General features: G+C 34.4%; 9 protein-coding genes and 1 pseudogene. 8 read left to right on the top strand and 2 right to left on the bottom strand.

Features of this window, described 5'->3' with window-relative positions:
- Both ABJI11_RS02170 and ABJI11_RS02165 read right to left on the bottom strand, forming a co-directional pair.
- Complete coding sequence (locus tag ABJI11_RS02170; protein WP_348349006.1) at positions 1-387, bottom strand: DUF2007 domain-containing protein; 387 nt, start codon at positions 385-387, stop codon at positions 1-3.
- A gap of 4 nt (positions 388-391) precedes the next feature.
- Positions 392-1,549 carry a pyridoxal phosphate-dependent aminotransferase family protein gene (locus ABJI11_RS02165; RefSeq protein ID WP_348349004.1) on the bottom strand — a complete coding sequence of 386 codons (1,158 nt, stop codon included), beginning with the start codon at positions 1,547-1,549 and terminating at the stop codon, positions 392-394.
- A 309-nt stretch (positions 1,550-1,858) separates the two neighbouring features.
- On the opposite strand from ABJI11_RS02165, the gene ABJI11_RS02160 reads away from it, so the two are divergent.
- From ABJI11_RS02160 to ABJI11_RS02125, 8 genes and pseudogenes are all read left to right on the top strand, one after another.
- Positions 1,859-4,513, top strand: coding sequence for a PAS domain S-box protein (locus tag ABJI11_RS02160; protein WP_348349002.1), 2,655 nt, complete (start codon positions 1,859-1,861; stop codon positions 4,511-4,513).
- Positions 4,510-4,920, top strand: a complete 411-nt coding sequence (locus tag ABJI11_RS02155) for a response regulator (RefSeq protein WP_348349000.1) — start codon at positions 4,510-4,512, stop codon at positions 4,918-4,920. The genes ABJI11_RS02160 and ABJI11_RS02155 overlap by 4 nt, the downstream gene beginning before the upstream one ends.
- Positions 4,921-4,994: 74 nt before the next feature.
- Positions 4,995-6,794 (top strand): PDZ domain-containing protein, encoded by a 1,800-nt coding sequence (locus tag ABJI11_RS02150; protein WP_348348998.1) that lies wholly within the window; start codon positions 4,995-4,997, stop codon positions 6,792-6,794.
- 9 nt (positions 6,795-6,803) lie between these two features.
- Positions 6,804-7,358, top strand: a complete 555-nt coding sequence (locus ABJI11_RS02145) for a GNAT family N-acetyltransferase (RefSeq protein ID WP_348348996.1) — start codon at positions 6,804-6,806, stop codon at positions 7,356-7,358.
- Positions 7,359-7,543: 185 nt separating this feature from the next.
- Positions 7,544-9,970 (top strand): hypothetical protein, encoded by a 2,427-nt coding sequence (locus tag ABJI11_RS02140; RefSeq protein WP_348348994.1) that lies wholly within the window; start codon positions 7,544-7,546, stop codon positions 9,968-9,970.
- Positions 9,971-10,033: 63 nt separating this feature from the next.
- Complete coding sequence (locus tag ABJI11_RS02135) at positions 10,034-16,111, top strand: fibronectin type III domain-containing protein (protein WP_348348992.1); 6,078 nt, start codon at positions 10,034-10,036, stop codon at positions 16,109-16,111.
- 1 nt (position 16,112) lies between these two features.
- Positions 16,113-16,832 carry a hypothetical protein gene (locus ABJI11_RS02130; RefSeq protein WP_348348990.1) on the top strand — a complete coding sequence of 240 codons (720 nt, stop codon included), beginning with the start codon at positions 16,113-16,115 and terminating at the stop codon, positions 16,830-16,832.
- A gap of 19 nt (positions 16,833-16,851) precedes the next feature.
- A pseudogene (locus tag ABJI11_RS02125) lies at positions 16,852-18,796 on the top strand (hypothetical protein); the annotation flags it as partial.

Raw genomic sequence — 18,796 nt, 5'->3', positions numbered from 1 at the left:
TTATTTCTTTGAATTAGTGATCATTCCACAATTTAGGCACTTATATTTTCTTTTTTCAAAAAATGGAAAAAGTTTATAAAATAATCCTGTGCTGTTATAATATGGTTCAGATTTTTGAGTTTTGCAATTTGGGCAAACTACAGCTATTCCCTTATCATCAACTGCATAAGCCCTTATGTCATTATAAATAGCAATGGCTCTTTCTCTATCTTTCGTATACACTTGTAATTTAACTCCGCCTATAGCATTGCTAATTAAAGGATCAGAATTTAAGGTATTTTCATCTCTAAGAAATACCGGTATACCTTCAGACTCCAATTTACCTTTTACAATCTGTACATCAGCAACATATTCAAAAGATGCCAACTGATAAAATTTATCTCCCATATTCTTAAATAAAACCAGCCAACAATTTAACTAACAACCCTATTTCTTCCTTAGAATTGAAACTATGTAAACATATTCTTAATCGTTCTTGGCCTTCCGGTACGGTAGGCGAAAGAATTGCCTTTATATTAAAGCCTTTATCAATTAATTTTTTCGACACCAGTTTCGCTTTTTTTGAACCAGAAACAATGCAACCCTGTATAGGGGTATCACTCGGTATAAAGTGTTGTTCCATTTTATGTGCGCTCAACTGCTTTTTAAAAAAATCTATATTCTCTTTTAATATTTTTTTTGGTTCTTTACCTAATTCACCCATATACTCATGAGCAGTAATAATTGTAGCTAGTGTATGTGGCGTTAAGGCTGTAGTATAAATGAACGGTTTGGCAAAATTCACTAAATATTCATTCAGGTCTTTAGAACCTAGGACAGCTGCCCCATGACCACCAAAGGCTTTACCAAAAGTTACGGTTCTAGCAAAAACATCTTGTTCAAGACCTAATTGTGGTATTAACCCTTCTCCACTCTTACCCAAAACACCAACGGCATGCGCTTCATCTACAATTAAGTTATAGCCATTAACTTTTGCAAACTTTACAAAAGCTTTTAAATCTGGCGTATCGCCATCCATAGAAAAAACACTTTCTGTAACAATATATACAGCACAATCTTCATGTTCATTTCTAGCTATATTTAATGTTGCTTTCTCTTTTAAACTCGATAAATTATTATGTGAAAAACTATATGCCTTTGCATGACTCATTCGTATACCTTCTCTTATACTGGCGTGAACATATTCATCATAAAATACCAAATCTCCCTTTTGGGGCAAAGCACTAAATAATCCCATATTGGCGTCGTAACCAGAATTAAAGACCAAGGCTGCTTCTGATTTATAAAATCTAACCAAGAAAGGCTCTAATTTGTTATACAATTTATGATTGCCAGATAAAAGCCTTGACCCTCCAGAACCATTTGAAGCTACACTTTCTGTAAGTAACAACTGAAACGTTTTAGAAAACAAGGTTTCATTTGTGGCAAAACCTAAATAATCATTAGAAAGAAAATCAATTAAACCCTCTATAGAATTTAATGTACGAAACGTATCTTCTTTTTTACGCATTGTTAAAATACGTTGTAATTTATTAGGTAGTGGGCTCATAACGCAAAAATAACTTTTCTATGAAAGGTATCTAACCTAATTGATAATTTCCTGAAAATTTTATAAGCGTAATCCATTATTAGTGAGAGTAATTCAACCAAAACTTAAATTGATTGCTAAAATCGCTTTACAAATCTGAATAATAAGCATTTACATAATCATAAAATTCTCACAACCTATGATAAAAAACTAGTTAATATGATTTAATAACAAAGTTATATCTTATTTTTGCATCTTTTTTTTAAAGAAATTTCCTACTTTGATATTAAAGTATTAGATTAAGAGTATATCTTTTCTTATAAGGATAAAATGAAAGGGAGTAATATTTTAAATACAAATAGATTAAAAACATTGATGTCATATGATGTCATGGATACTCATCCTGAGGTTATCTATGACGAAATCACGTCTCTCGCAGCCTCTATATGCAACACTCCCGCAAGTATTATATCATTGGTTGATGATAAAAGACAATTCTTTAAATCCCATTTTGGAGTAGAAATAAACGGAACACCCTTAAAGGACTCTTTTTGCAAACATCTTATTATAGATGATATTGATACGTTAGTTGTAGAAGATATGCATAAGGACAAAAGGTTTTCTAACTATAGCATGGTTAAAAATGACCCCAATGTTGGTTTTTATGCTGGAGCATCTTTAACTACAGAAAATGGAAAAAGACTGGGAACGCTTTGTGTATTGGATTATGAACCAAGACAGATTAACGAAACACAAATTGAAAGTCTAAAAACACTTGCAAAACAAGTGGTGCAGTTATTTGAACTTCGAAAGTCTAAAAAAACAGAAGAAGATCAAAAATTAGACTTAGAAAGAAAAGGAAAACTTTTAGACAATATTGTCAATGCTACGGGAATTGGAATATGGGAACGCAATCTAAATGAAGATTTGCTTACCCTTAATGACCAAGCTCTTGAAATTTACGGGCTTAACAGAGCTTCTTTATCAGAATTTAATACTGATAATTGGTTTGACCTCATACATGAAGAAGACCTACCAGAAGTAAAAAAAAATATGCTAGCTTGTTTTACCTACCCTTCTGTAGGCTGTAGCGTTCAATACAGAATGCAACAAAAAGATGGCAGTTATAAATGGCTTCAAGAAATTGGAAAAGTACTTCAATGGAGCGATGATAAGAAACCACAATTAATGTACGGTACCGTACAGGATATTACCGAAAAGAAAAATTACACTAAAGAGCTTCAAAGGATTAAAAATAATCAAGATGCAATGATCAACAGTTCTCGTGATCTAATGTGGTCTATTGATTTAGATTTCAATCTTATTACTGCGAATACCGCTTTCCATGATTTAGTTGAAAAAATACAAGGACATCCTTTTAAAGAAGGTGACCCAGTTTTTTCTGACACCACGCCTAAACAAATAAGAGATAAATGGAAAGCATATTACCAAAGAGCACTTACAAGCGGTAGGTTCTCGGTAAAACAAAAGATTCAAAACCCAAAAAAGTTTTGGACAACCTACGGTCTCACTTCTTTTGACCTCATGTATAATAAAGAAGGAGAAACTGCTGGTATTACCTGCTTCTCTAAAGATATCACCTCAGAAGTATTATCTCAACAAGTACTGATTAGTGCCAAAGAAGAAATGCAAAAGATAATGGATACTTCTTTAGATATTATTTGCACTATTGATCAAGAAGGTTATTTTTTGAGTGTAAACCAAGCAAGTAAAGCTATTTGGGGATATGATCCTAAAGATATTATTGGCACTAATTATATTGAGCTAGTTCATGAAGATGATAAGCCTAGTACAAAAAACTCTGCCGCCAATGCTTCCTCTGGCAAGAAAGTGTTCAATTTTGAAAATAGATATATTCATAAAAACGGACATGTAGTACCTATGCTCTGGTCATCTAACTGGGATGAAAAAGAGGGTGTTTATTATTGTATTGCAAAAGATAATACCGAAAAGAAAAAAGCTGAACTTGAACTTGAAAATAGTGAACGTAGATTTAAAACCTTAGTACAAGAAAGTAATGACATTATATCCATTATAGATATAGAAGGTAATTTTACGTATGTAAGCCCTAGTACAATGAAAATACTAGGTGCCGCTCCAGAAAAGTATATTGGAACGAACGCTTTCGATTATATACACATAAATGACGTACAAAGGGTTAGAGAAATATTCAACTCCATAATAGACATTGATTCTATTGAAATAGATTCGTTTAGACTTAGAGACATTAATGGCGAGTGGAAATGGTTCGAAAATATCATAACCAATCAACTCAATGAACCATCAATAAACGGAGTGGTTGTTACTACACGAGATATTACTGAAAAGAAAAAGGCAGAAGAGCAATTAGAAAATAGCGAACGACGATATAAAACTTTAGTTCAAGAAGGGAGTGATATGATCTGCATAGTTGATGAAAACGCAGTTTTCTCTTATGCCAGCCCAACTTGTACTAAAATCTTAGAAATTACACCAGAAGAATTTGTTGGGCGTAATGCTTTCGACTTTGTTCATCCAGATGATTACAATTCTGTTTACAATGAATTCATAAAGATTTTGGATATACCGCAAGTAAACATTAAGCCATTTAGATTTAGGCACGGTGCCGGTCACTGGGTTTGGTTAGAAACCGCTATCACCAATAAAATAGATGAGCCCACAATTAAAGGTATTGTTGTCAATTCTAAAGATGTTACCACTAAAGTGCAACACTTAAAGGCAATAGAAGAGCAAAATGCCCAACTTAAAAAAATAGCATGGACTCAGTCTCATATTGTAAGAGCTCCCGTTGCTAGATTAATGGGCTTAATAGACCTTTTAAGAGATGACAAAGAGAAACTAAAATCAGAAGAGAGAGAACAAGTTCTTAATTATATAATCACTTCAGCAGATGAAATTGACCATGTCATTAAAGACATAGTTGAAAATACCATCAACGCAATTGAGATAGAAGATATTAAATGAATTACCAAATATTACTTATTGAGGACGACCCTATATTCACTTTTTTACTAGAAAAAGGAATTAAACATGCAGATTTAAAAGGTGAGACTATAAGTTTTGCTAATGGAAAACCTGCAATAGAATATTTGACAAACGAATATTCAGACCAGAAAAACTACATTATTTTTCTAGACCTAAATATGCCTGTAATGAACGGTTGGGAATTTATGGACCAGCTAGAATCTTTTGCTTCTACAGATAATTGTATGGTATTTGTTCTTACCTCATCGGCCTATAGGCATGATATAGAAAAATTAAAGAAAAAAGCCTTAGTAGCCGACTTTGTCACCAAACCTATTACAGAATTTTTACTAAAAGGAATAAAAGATAGTATTGAAGATAGGTTTGAAAAAAATCAGATCATATAATCCACTTTTCTCTAATTTTACTTTTGTAGATTCATACATAAAATAGCTTCATTATCTTAGCTAAAAATCATTGTATGCGCTATCTCCTATTTATATTATTTTTTACCCTACACGCTGTTCAACTAATTGCACAGACTAATTCTTACACAATCTCTTTTGAAAATGCCGTTCATCATGAAGCTAATATTTCGGCTACATTCCCAGAAGTAACTTCAGATACGCTATCTCTTAGAATGAGCAGAACATCACCTGGCAGATATGCACTTCATGAATTTGCCAAAAACGTGTATAATTTTACAGCAACAGATGCTAATGGCAATGCATTAAAGGTTTCAAGAAAAAACCCATATGAATGGAAGGTTTATGGACATGACGGCACCGTAAAAATTAAGTACATACTGTTTGCAAATAGAGCAGATGGTACCTATTCGCAAATTAATGAAACCAATGCACACTTAAATATACCTGCAACATTTATGTACGCTCCAGATTTAAGCAATAGGGATATTACGGTAGATTTTAAAGTAAGAGCAGACTTAAACTGGAAAATAGCCACCCAATTACCACATGTAAACGGTACTATCTACAGCGCACCCAATCTATATTACTTTATGGATAGCCCAACGCTGTTAAGCAATCATAAGGTGAGGGAATTTGAGGTAGATGGGCAAACCATTACACTAGCATTACTAGACCCAGGTACTGAAGAAGAAGCCGACACCTATTTTGAAGAAGTAAAAAAAGTTGTGCTTGCCGAAAAAGATGTTTTTGGGGAGCTTCCTAATTTTGATTATGGCACTTATACCTTTTTAGCCTGTTATATGCCAAATGCCTCTGGAGATGGTATGGAGCATAGAAATTCTACTATCTTAACCAGTACCAGAACTTTAGCAAACGGTGGTATGGAAAAAAATATTGGTACGGTATCCCATGAATTTTTCCATAGCTGGAATGTGGAACGTATAAGACCTAAATCTTTAGAACCATTTGATTTTAAAGAAGCCAATATGAGTGGTGAGCTTTGGTTTGCAGAAGGTTTTACCAGTTATTACACCAATCTAATTTTATGCCGAGCAGGATTGATCACTCCAGAAAAATATGTAGAAGGATTAACAGGTACTTTTAACTATGTTTGGAATTCACCTGCCAGAAAATTTTTCAACCCCATAGAAATGAGTTATCAAGCTCCTTTTGTTGATGCGGCAACATCTGTAGACCCGGTTAACAGAGAAAATACATTTATCTCTTATTATTCTTACGGCAGTGTTCTTGGTCTGGCGCTAGACCTATCTTTACGTGAAAAAGGATTGAATTTAGATGATTTCATGAAACTGGTTTGGACTACCTATGGTAAAACGGAAAACCCATACACCATTGAAAATTTAAACGAAACTTTGAACATGTATGCTGGCGAAACATTCGGTAATAACTTCTTCAACCGTTTTATTCGCAAAAGCGAAATGCCGCAGTATAACGAACTATTTAAAACCGTAGGCGTAAGTTTATCTCAAGACCCAGAAGCGGCTTATTTTGGCGCTGCTGTATCTATTACAGATGATTTAAACGGCGAAATTAGAAGCAACACAAAAATTGGGAGTCCAGCTTATGTTGCCGGCTTAGATAAAGGTGATATCATTACTTCAATAAATGGCGAATCATTCCCTAACGGAATTCAATTTAATACATTTATCAAAGAAGGATTTAAACCAAATGATGTTCTTACAATAGCCTTTTTAAGAGATGGATTAGAAAGAAAAACAGAAGTATCCTTAAACTCTGATCCAAATTATACCATCAACTTAGTTGAGAAAAATGAAAAAGCTCCTTCAAAAAAGGTATTAAAAGCCCGTAAAGCTTGGTTAAAAGTTGACTAAATGAATTTGATGTATACGACCGCCACAACCAATGACGAATTAATACAGATTCTCTCTTTACAACAGATGAACTTAAAATCAGCTGTTTCTGATTTAGAAATGGAACAAGAGGGTTTTGTTACCGTTCACCATACCTTAGATATTCTTACCAGAATGAATAACGCCTGCCCACATATCATTGCGAAAGATGGTGATAAGGTAGTTGGTTATGCCCTTTCAATGACCGAAGATTTTAAAGATGAGATTTCTGTTTTAAGACCAATGTTTATTGAAATGGAAAACATCAGCATTCAAAATTTTATTACCATGGGGCAAATTTGTGTCGCTAAGACCCATAGGAAAATGGGAATTTTCCGCGGACTTTATAATGCTATGAAAATTGCCTCCTACCCAAAATACGATGCTATTATCACAGAAGTTGACGCCACCAACAGCAGATCCTTAGGTGCCCATTATGCCGTAGGTTTTAAAAAAAATATGCACTTACAGTTCTTTGGGCCAAGATTGGGAATTGATTTCTTTGAAGACGGGTTAAATTGTACTTTTCAAAAGCGTAACACTTAATTAACACAAGCTCAACCATTACAGTTCAAAAAATCGAAATTACCCTACATTTTAACCTTTTTATTCATAAAAATATGTAGGGCGAAACCGCGTTTCATCGAAAATATTGTATTACTTTCCGCTCTTAACTTATATTTAACGTTTAAGATTTCCAATCATTGTATCGAATATTAGTTCTGTTGTTTATGTGTTGCACCTGTGGCTTTTCCCAGAGTATCAGTTTTGACCAGCTAGGCAAAGAAAAATGGCTCCGTTATAACGGTGGTATTTCCGCTAACGGCGTGTACTATGACGGTACTGCAAATCGTCAAAACCTCACATACTTTTTAAATGGTAATATAAATTTCAATGTAGCTGGTGTTTACAATATTCCGTTATCATTTACGTATTCAAATCAAGATTTTAATTTTCCAAACCCCTTTAAGTATAACAGACTTAGCTTACATCCATCTTATAAATGGGCAACAGCTCATATAGGAGATGTGAACATGACTTTTTCTCCTTACACCTTATCAGGTCATCAATTTACAGGTGGTGGTTTTGACCTTAATCCTGAGGGAAAATTTCAAATAAGTGCTATGTATGGTCGCTTATTACGTGCAACAGAATATAATGAAGAAGTACCGCAAGCTATTACAGCGTATAACAGAAAAGGATACGGAATAAAGACTGCCTATGATTTTGATTTTATGAAACTTGGGCTTATTTTTTTCAAGGCCTCTGATGATCATAACTCGTTAAACAATCCCTTCCCTGTTGAAATTGGGCTATCACCTAAAGATAATGCTGTAGTCTCTTTTGAGTCTGAATTCAGACTTCTAGAAAAAGCTAAAATAAGGATAGAATATGCCATATCTGGAGTAACAGAGGACACTCAATTGACAGATGCACGCGAGAAAAACGGCATACTTTCTTTTTTGTTAGATGAAAATATCAGCACAAATTATTTTAATGCCTTAAATGTTTCTTTTGACTATCCTGCCGGTAATGGTACCATAGGTGCCGGCTATGAGCGTATAGATCCAGATTACAAAACGCTTGGCGCTTATTTCTTTAACAATGATTTAGAGAACATTACGGTCAACGCAAGTCAAACCATATTTAACAACAAATTGAATTTAAGTGTAAATGCAGGTTTACAGCAAGATAATTTAAATAATGCCAAATCATCTGATCAACAGCGAATTGTAAGTGCAGTAAATGCAAGCTATACCGCATCAGAAAAATTAAATTTAAATGGCTCTTATTCTAACTTTCAATCATATACCAATATTCGTGATCAATTTGATTATATAAATCAAGTGGGCCAATTCGATAATGTGGATACCTTAAATTATCGCCAAATATCTCAGAACGCAAATTTAGGTGCCAATTATATTATAAAGCAAACAGAGACAAAACAACATAGTACCAACCTTAATATAGTATATCAAAACTCTAACAATCAGCAAGAAGGAGAAACCATTGATGGCGGTGACAGCAAATTTTACAACGGTATGGCCGGCTACACTTTAGGCTATCCAGAGCAATCATTGAATATTTCGTTAGCTGCCAATGTATCTTACAATACCGTAGCAGAAGATAAAAACACCACTGCAGGACCTACTTTATCTATTGGCAAGCATTTTTTCGACAAGCAACTTAGAACCAATTTTTCTAGTTCTTACAACACCTCATTTGCCAATGGTGAGCAGCAAGGTGATGTATTAAATTTTCGTCTTGGCAGCAGTTATCTGTGGTTAGAAAAGCATAATCTGAATTTAAACTTTTTAATGCTTTTTAGAAATTCTCAACTAAATACCGGTAGAGATCTAACAATAACTTTTGGTTATAGCTATGCCTTTGACAATTTTAAGTTAAACCTGAAAAAAAGACAAGGTGTACCTAATGAAAGAACACCAAGAACACAAGAAAAAACAGTAAGCTTTAGATACAGAAATATAATATACAGCGGTACCCTGACTGAAGTTAACGAGCAATTGACCAATGTGTACCAAAGCGCTCAATTTGCAGCAATACCACAATTTAAAAAAGACGACCTAAATATTCTTTTAGCTACTGTAAAAGATCAGAAAAAAGAAAATAACTATAAAGAAAGTGCGCTGACTTTTCTTAAGGAACTATATAAGTTTGGTGATTTTCAAGATGTCTATAATAATGCCTTATTCGATGCTATTGAACGTATTAAAGACGATATGCAGAAAATAGACATGATCTTAGAAAATAGCTTTGTACAAACTAAGGTGAAACTTGATGCCAACCGTTTACATAAAAATCCTGAAATCACAGATGCAACTGAAACCGAATGGACAATTTATAAGAAACTTGTTGGAGAACATGAAGAAAGGCAACTGAAATTAGTAGGGCACAGATGGATGGAAGATCGCTTTGCAGATTTTAATTCTTTAGAAGATATTATTCATGCAAAAGGCAACTTAAAGGAATTCAAAAAACTTACTTCGACCAAATCATACAAAATGTATGACAAAAACGAAAACCCAGTTGAAATAGGGCGTTATTTAGAAGAAGAAATTATTGATTTCTATTATAAGAAGTCACTGAATATTATTAATCCAGATAATTTTGAGTTACGGTACATTAATAAGAATTAATCGTTTTTGGTTGTTTGTTGACGGTTGTTCGTTAATGAAGACAGTAAAAAGTACGAATACTAAATGAATAAGATTGTAGAAATATTGATAGCATTATTTTTCTTTTTAAAGAATGGTTTTTTAGTTACCCCAACTAAAAAGTCTTCTGAAAGAATGAAACTTGCTCTTGTAAAAGAAAAAACATCAGAACATCTGCCAACCAACAGCCAACAACCAACAACGAACAACCGCCAACGAACAACCATATACCTTTTTTTACTTTTTGCTTTTTACTCCATACTCACAGCAGCACAAAATTTCCCTGTACAAGTTGTTCCACAGGCTATACCCCCTGCTCCTATTTATGTCTCTAACTATGCAGACGCCAGTACTATTAATAGTCCTTTACGGGTGCAAATAACTTTAAACGATTTTGAAATTGCCAATCGTGAAATTCGTATTAAAACCTATTTTCAAGGTAGCGCCCTTTCTTTTCAAAGTAATGATATTGTTGTAGGTGCCTCACCGCTGTTTCTAGAAGGTGGCTTACCCCTAATATTAACAAATGCAGACTTAGCACCATATTTCAGATTCGAAAATATTACCGGTATTAACGGCAATCAATATGGCAACCCTATACCAGAAGGGGCATACCAATTTTGTATTGAAGTTTATGATGTACTAACAGGAAATAGGTTATCTAATAAAAGTTGTGCGCTAAGCGTAGTATTCCAAAATGAACCTCCTTTTTTGGTATTACCCCGCAATAAGACCAACGTTGAAGAAACAAATCCGCAAAATATTGTTTTTCAATGGACACCTAGAAGCATAAATGTAACCAATGTTCAATATGAATTAAGCTTAGTTGAAATTTGGGATACCCAGGTTGATCCACAACAGGCATTTTTAAGTTCTCCACCTATATTTCAAACCACTACTACTGCCACTACTTATGTGTACTCACCATCAGACCCCTTATTGTTATCGGGTAAAAATTATGCATGGCGCGTACAGGCAAAGGCACAAAGCGGTATTGAAGAAATTGGCCTATTTAAAAACCAAGGGTACAGTGAAATTTTTTCTTTTAGCCACGCAGAAAGTTGCAACCTACCTACTGCAATTGGTCATGAAGTAAAAGGGAGTACCAATGCTAATATTTTTTGGGATGATTTTTCAACAGAAATACCTGAATATACGGTTAGATACAGACAGAAAAATGTTGCCGATGCGGAGTGGTTCACAAATAATACCACAAGTAACGAAACTACGTTATGGGATTTAAAAGTGGGCACTACCTACCAATACCAAATTCTAAAACAGTGCGCGGTAACAGGTAGTGAATGGAGTATCATTAAAGAGTTTACCACTTTTATTGCCGATAATGAAGAAAGTGTTTATGACTGTAATATTAACCCAGAGTTTGATATTTCTAATTCAGAACCATTAACTAGTATAAATGCCGGTGAGCAATTTACTGCAGGAGATTTCCCTATTAATGTTTTAACCGCAAGTGGTAGCAATGGCTATTTTACAGGTACAGGTTATGTAACCATACCCTACTTAAACAGTATTCGCGTTGGGGTTGAGTTTACAAATATCTTTATCAATACCGATAAGCAATTAACAGAAGGTACCGTTACTACGCTCTATGACCCTACCCTCAGCAATATTCTAGATATTGACGAGGCAATAGACACGGTTGAAAATATTGTTGATTCCGTAGGTGAATTTTTTGAAGGAGATACGGATCGTGATGAAATCACGGTAAATTGGGCTATTACTAAAGACGACATAAAAGTTGAAGATGGCTTTGTAATTATAACCAACCCAAACACAGGTGCTACCAAAACAGAACCTTTAGGCGATGACATGGCTATTACAGATAGCGCTGGCAATACCTTTTATGTTACTGAAGATGGTGAAATTACAGAGGGTGGGCAATTAGATGATCACGGTTCTGTTTCCGCGTCAAGTGTTACAGGCGTTTCCAATAACGGACAAATAGAAGCATTGACCGCACCTGGTATTAAAGTAACCTTTAATACAAAAGGCACTTATGGTATGGATATGATACCTACAGGTTCTGCCTTAGGTAATATACCACAAGAATATACCGTAATTAAAGATGCCACTGGTGCCGACTACCCACTTACCCACCATGCCGTTAAATTACAGGATAACACAAGAATTGTTGGGGCAATTAGCATACAGAATAGTGAATATGATGCTGAAGACCTGATATTTAAAAACAAAATAGGCGAAATAATACCTCGTACTATTGAAGGGAACTCTGTTTCTATATCATTACCTGGTAGACATACATTTGAAAATGAGACTATTTATGCGTTAGTAGAATCTAAAGTAGACTCAACCAAACAGTTAACAGCCGGGGCTTTTACCCTTTGGCATTTAAAAGAACGAAATATTGATGTTGCCATAGTATCCGCAGGGGCTTCTATGGGAGATGTAGAAACTACGGTTCAAAACATTTTTAAACAAGGTCTAGCCAATATAAATTTCAAACCAAGAATCTTACTTAATGTAGATGATGTAGCTAGTGCATTAGGTACCAATGGCATGGATATTGGCGACAGCCCGTTTACTGCCGCGTATAATACGGAACAAAAAGCGTTAAAAAATCTAGCAAAAGCAGCGGGGGCTAATGACCCTGACACCTACTATATTATTGTCTTGGGCGATGAATTTTTAAACACTAAGCAAATTGCCGGTTTTATGCCATTGCAACGCCAATATGGTTTTGTTTTTGAAAGATATACAGGCAGTGGCGAATTAACTAATAAAGAAGAGGCAAAAGGGACTATTTCCAAAACCTTGGCACATGAAATTGGGCATGGTGTTTTTGCGCTACAACATCCATTTTCTGAATACGGCAGTTCTGAAAATGCTACAAATTGGTTAATGGATTATAGCAATGGTGATAACCTACCACATACGCATTGGGCGCAAATTCATAACCCAGATTTAAAGTTTTATATTTTCCAAGATGAAGAGGATGGGCAAAGTACTTTAGTTAGTGTCATTCCTAATGAATTTAAAAACTCTGATGGCACGTCTTATACTTTCATGACGTTAAATGGAAGTTATATTACGCTTCCTGATACGGTGAAAAATCTTGTATTTGTTACAGGTTTAGATGAAATAGAGCCCTATAGTAAATACCCAACAGGAGCATTGATTGGTTTCACCTTAGAAGATGAGATTTTTAAAGCAAAAATATCTGGAAATAATCCGACAAACGAACCGTATACAGTAGCTGACTTTAGTTTTAATTACGAAGGTTTCGAATCTCAAAATACCAATCAACCCTACAATGATATAACCAGACAACATTATTCAAATGGAGTAATAACTTTTTCCCCCAGGTCAGAAAATAGATTATTGTTAAGAACCCAAGTCCCTGACCTGTCTTTTATTGAAAATAGTTTAGTAAATATATTACAAGAGGCTGATAATGAAAAATATACTAGAATATTTGAGGGTACTGTTCTTGCAAGTAAAACTTATTTGTATCAAGAAACTAGTGCTTATGACGCAGGCTATATTGTAAATGAAGAACTAGTAGGTCATATTTTAGGAGAGGGTATTGATTGGAATTCTCATTACCCAATTATTTCAAAAATTGCAATACTTTACAATTCGTATCCAAATCTCATAAAAGAAATTTTTCCTTTGCTACCTTTAAAAGAAGTAGATACTCATGGTTCATCTATCGAAATAAGTAAGGCTCACATTCCCTTGAAATCTATTGCTAATGATAACGGCGATTTGACTTTTATCTATTTAGGATTGTTAAATGCAGTACATGGAAATCTTAACAATTGTCTAGAAACACTAAATAGCTTAAATCTTAATTCATTACCTAAACAAGTTGAAAATTGTATAAAAAATCTTTCAGATGATGAGTTAAAGGAAATAAGCGTTGAAAACAAAATTATTGCGCTAAGCCTCATGTTGGATAATTGGATACTTGATGACGATCAAGAAATAGCTCTAATACGATTAATAAAATTTACAAAAGAAAATGATGTAGATGACTTGTTAGATAAATTAAACGCTGTCTCACAAGTAGCTGATGCCGACTACAACCTTCTAAGGAGACTGGTTTATAAGACAGATAATGATCACACATATTTTCATGAAGACAACTATAAAGAACTAATAAATGTTATTGCAGATTTATGCATAACAAAATCTGCCATGTTTTCTAATGAACTAAGCCTTTTTACATTAGATGACCTATTCGACAGAAATATCAATTTTTATTATCGTTCTTTTTGGAACACCACATTAGCAGAACAAAAATTAACATGGGACTTTTTCACTGGGCAAGATTTATATTCTTACGACACAAAAACCACTTGGACTTCGCCTAATGAGAACGATGCACATATCACTATTTATAATGAGCAATATTTAGGAGCTAGAAAAGTTTCAGAAACTGAAAATATTTCGCTAAACCCATATTCTGTAATTTACTTTACAAATAGGGCTAGCCTAAGTATGCTTAATGAATACAACAATAATAACCCAACATTAAGCCCTGCAATTTTAGCTTATTATGCCGATGATGTTGGCGGTACTCAGACCGTTGTAGATGGCATACAGGCTACCGTAGACATTGTAAGTATGGCAAGTGGTTATGGAGCACTTGCTAAAGCGCCGAGTTTGATTAGGAAAACATTTATAATTTCTGACATGATCGGTTCTGGAGTTAGTTTAACTCAACAAGCGGTAGGTGTTGAAAATTTGAACCCAGAAACGAAAGCTTTTTTAGATGCATTAAATATACTTACTGCGACCGTAGCTGTTACTGATGTAGGCTCAAGTCTAATAAATATGAAAAATATTTTTGGACAGGTTCAAAACATAGAGAAGGGACTGCCAAGTAAAACTGAGGCAGAAAGCTTTTTAGATGCAGTTATTGCTGCAGAGGGAAAATTAGAGGGAATTAAAGTAACTAATAAAGTCAAGGAGGCAAAAGTTTGGTTGGCTCAATTCGAAATGGAAGTTGCCCTTGGCAATTTAGATGATTTAAAAATAAAACTTAATAGGGCTCGTAATGTAATTACCTCCTTAGAAGATGCATCTTCTAGTATAACATATGTTCGAAATTTATTGCCTGAGACAAGCAGTTTAGCTTTTGAAAAACTTTTAGAAGAACTTCCACAAGGACAACGAGGAGCGGTTTTTGATAAATTAATTTCCTTTGAAGATGATAATGCAATTATTTCCTTCTTTGAAAATGTAAATGGCAATCACGGCGCACTTTCTGCTTCTGCAAATAAAGTCTATGATAAATTTGCTGATTTAGACGCTGATATTTTAGATGTATGGTATATTATTTATAAAGCCAATGGCAACAAATTTCCCCAAAAACGTTTTGATTTCGACTTCTTAAATGCCAATATTGGAGCAACACATATTGATGATATCACCAATTACAGCACTACTACCGCAAGGGTGCTAGATGCAATTGATCAAAATTATAATTTAGTAAGAGCTTTAGTAAATAACAGAGGTAACGTACGCAGTAATTTGTTCACTTTTATGGATGCAAACCCAAATGCTATTTATACAAGAAATTATATAAATGCTTTAGCAGAAGCTGGCTTTCCAACGAAAGCGGCAAATACAAATTGGGCAACGTATTATAGAACGCTTGATTTGACCATATTTAACCCCTTTGACGTTCACCACATACTACCTGTAAATATGTTAGAACTAGAGCCATTACAACTCTATTTTCAATTTTATACGGGTACCAATAAAATTAATTTTAATGCACTTGGAGATGCTAGAAATGCCATACCGTTAGAACGCTATAGTACAGGAGGCGGCAGTCTACTAAACCGAGGTGTTCATACTAATCATGCTGATTATGAAGAAGCTCTAAAAGCATGGATTTCGGATAGATGGAATAAAATCTTGGATGAGGCTGACGAAATTGGACTTACACAACAACAACAACTTGAAAATTTACATGATCAATTAGAAACGCTAACCACTGGAATACAAAAAGGATTGTTAGATCAATCTGTAAAAAATAGTACCAATGTAAATGATTTGTTTGGAGTGAATTCAACTGATGATATACCTCTTAAAATTAACGCAGTTCAAGATATTTTAAATAGATATAATTAAAATGAAATATTATCAAGTAGGTGGTTATGGCAGAGAATGGAACTTGTACTGTAGCCAAGAAGTAATTGCTCGTTTGCAGTTAGATACACATTTATTAAGAAATAGAGAAAGATGGGAAAACCCTAAACCTATTCAATTGTATGTAGATACAAATGTTCCAGATCATGAACAGTTAGACTTTAATGAACCCATATTACGTAATACCATGTTATGGTCTAGCGGTGGTGGAAGTCGAAAATGGCATAAAGCTGCTTTTACACCTTTTACAAGAGGAATTTGCCTAAGTGACGCATTGTTTAAAATTTTAAATGATTTTACTTTAACGGAAGATCAATTCTTAGAACTAAATGTTGACAACTATCAAAAAAAGACCAAATATAAATATTGGTTATTTTATCCAATAAAACAATGGAACTTTCCACATTTAAGTATTGAAGACTCAGTATTTAAAAAAGTAAATAAAAATAACAAAAACGATATAAAAATCTTAAAAACGTCATCATATGATGAGTTGCTTGAGATAAAAAAAGCCAACTATAAAAATTATGAATTTATCCCTTCAACTTTAAGTTTAAAAAAGGAATATGATTTCTTATTTGATGGTTACACGTTCATTGTATCCGAACGATTAAGAAACGCTATAGAAGAAGCCGGCATGACAGATGTTTTCTTTTATGATTTAGATTATGAAGTAATAGTTCCTGAAGAAAAAGAAATTTAAAGTATAAAACACAAGTAGTATGAATAAAAACTACATATATATCATAATATTAACATGCTACTTTAGCTTACTCTCTGGCATGCAACTTCATGCTGCTCTGCCTGCACCAATAAGCGTAGTTTCAAAAGACTCATTAGTAACAAAGGCAAACGATACTACAAAACTTAAAAAAGCAGATGCACAGCAAATAGCGCATTTACAGCAATTAGCTACAATGCGTTCTAGTGGTTTAGTTACGGGGTCAACCATTTTTAATACACCAAATACAGAAGAAGTTATAGTAGCAGAAGAAAAGGTGTTTAGATCTTTTCCATCATTAGATGAAAACATACTAGAAAACCAAAACTTTAATATTTCTTTTGCCAATAGAGTCCCTGAGTTTAACGATGCATTTATAGCAGCAAATTTTGAACAAAACCCAGCTGTAGATAAACTGATTAACAATGCAAAAGGAGCACTGAACGCAGTGGCTGAATTGGGTAATTTTGTAGATATTATAACCGGTAATGAATTACTAGAACTACCGGTAGGGCTTAAAAAAACTGATCAAACTTCTAATAACTCTGTAGAGCTTGCCATTACTGAAGTAAAATTTACCCCAGAATATGCTTTGGTAAAAATTTGGGCACGTTTAATAATACCTGAAAAAGGAGAATTTGAAAACGAAGAAGACCGTGGCATAGAACGCGAGCTCTTTTTTGGTGCCGAGAATGTAAAACTATCACATGACGGTGGGTTATCTGGCGATATGAAATTGGTGCTACTGGGCAACCAAGCTATACCTATTCAAGGAGATAATTGGTTACTTACGCTAAAAGGAGGTATTGATCTTGAATCAAACTCATTTTCTGATAAATCATTTATAGAATTTAATTGTTCCGACTTACAAGGTATTAGCTTAGAAGGAGATTTACGTGTTTCTAGAAATGTGCTTTTACCTATTGACGAGCAAGGTAATTATACCTGTGGCGATAGCAACAGTAACCAATATGAATTAGAAAATGAAGAAGAAGTAATTGATAATGATTGTTACGTAGGTACTTCATTTAGTATACAAGCAGAAGGTTGGAACGATCTGTTACTAGATGTAAACCTACCCCGCTTTGAAGTAGTCGGTTTAAAAGGCTGGGGCTTTAACCTAGAGAATGTAGTTTTAGATCTAAGTGATTCTCGTAGTTCTTCCAATTTAGTATTACCCGCAGATTACAATGCCATATACCCTGGCACGGACCGAAAATTGTGGCGCGGTTTTTATGCCTCAGAAGTAAGCGTAATGCTACCACAAGGTATTGAAGATGTAAATAACAGTAATGGTAGAGTTGAATTTGGAGCTCAAAACTTGGTTTTAGACAGCCAAGGGGTATCAGGTGTATTTTTTGCTGAAAATGTATTACAAACAGGAGACGGTGCTGCCGGGCAATGGGGTTTTACCATAGATGATGTTAGTATAGAACTTTCTCAAAATTCATTAGTTGGCGGTTCTATAGGTGGTGACATAGCAGTACCTATTTTTGAAGACCCTATGGACTATGACGGGTATATATCACAAGGTGGGTACGGTTTGCAGGTAGGCTTACAAAGTAGTTATACTACACCCATGTTTTTGGGAGAAATGCAATTGGCAGACAATTCTAGTGTTGCCATAAATGTTGAAAACGGAAATGTGTACCCTTATGCTAATCTTACAGGTTCATTAGCCATTGCCGGTAAAATAAACCAAGAAGCCAGAGAAGAACCAAATCCAGACGACCCTAACGGATTTAGTTTCACGGGTATTACTTTTCAGGGACTGGAAATACAGACAGAGCCCGGCACTAAACCAATACAAGCAGAATATTTTGGATTTGAAGGAGAAATGGAACTTATGAATTTCCCTGTCTCTATAAACAACTTAGCATTGGTAACGCCAAACAATATGGCAGGTCTAAGTTTTGATTTATCCATTAATCTAGACGACAGTGGTT

It is taken from the genome of Maribacter sp. (assembly GCF_039968975.1).
Lineage (GTDB): Bacteria > Bacteroidota > Bacteroidia > Flavobacteriales > Flavobacteriaceae > Maribacter.
The sequence above is the reverse complement of the archived record's forward strand: the minus strand, read 5'-3'. Positions and strand labels throughout refer to the sequence as shown.

Excerpts from the sequence above, each read along its gene's own strand:
- ABJI11_RS02170 (WP_348349006.1), bottom strand. The coding sequence starts at position 387 with ATGGGAGATAAATTTTATCAGTTGGCATCTTTTGAATATGTTGCTGAT.
- ABJI11_RS02165 (WP_348349004.1), bottom strand. The coding sequence starts at position 1,549 with ATGAGCCCACTACCTAATAAATTACAACGTATTTTAACAATGCGTAAA.
- ABJI11_RS02160 (WP_348349002.1), top strand. The coding sequence starts at position 1,859 with ATGAAAGGGAGTAATATTTTAAATACAAATAGATTAAAAACATTGATG.
- ABJI11_RS02155 (WP_348349000.1), top strand. The coding sequence starts at position 4,510 with ATGAATTACCAAATATTACTTATTGAGGACGACCCTATATTCACTTTT.
- ABJI11_RS02150 (WP_348348998.1), top strand. The coding sequence starts at position 4,995 with ATGCGCTATCTCCTATTTATATTATTTTTTACCCTACACGCTGTTCAA.
- ABJI11_RS02145 (WP_348348996.1), top strand. The coding sequence starts at position 6,804 with ATGTATACGACCGCCACAACCAATGACGAATTAATACAGATTCTCTCT.
- ABJI11_RS02140 (WP_348348994.1), top strand. The coding sequence starts at position 7,544 with ATGTGTTGCACCTGTGGCTTTTCCCAGAGTATCAGTTTTGACCAGCTA.
- ABJI11_RS02135 (WP_348348992.1), top strand. The coding sequence starts at position 10,034 with ATGAATAAGATTGTAGAAATATTGATAGCATTATTTTTCTTTTTAAAG.
- ABJI11_RS02130 (WP_348348990.1), top strand. The coding sequence starts at position 16,113 with ATGAAATATTATCAAGTAGGTGGTTATGGCAGAGAATGGAACTTGTAC.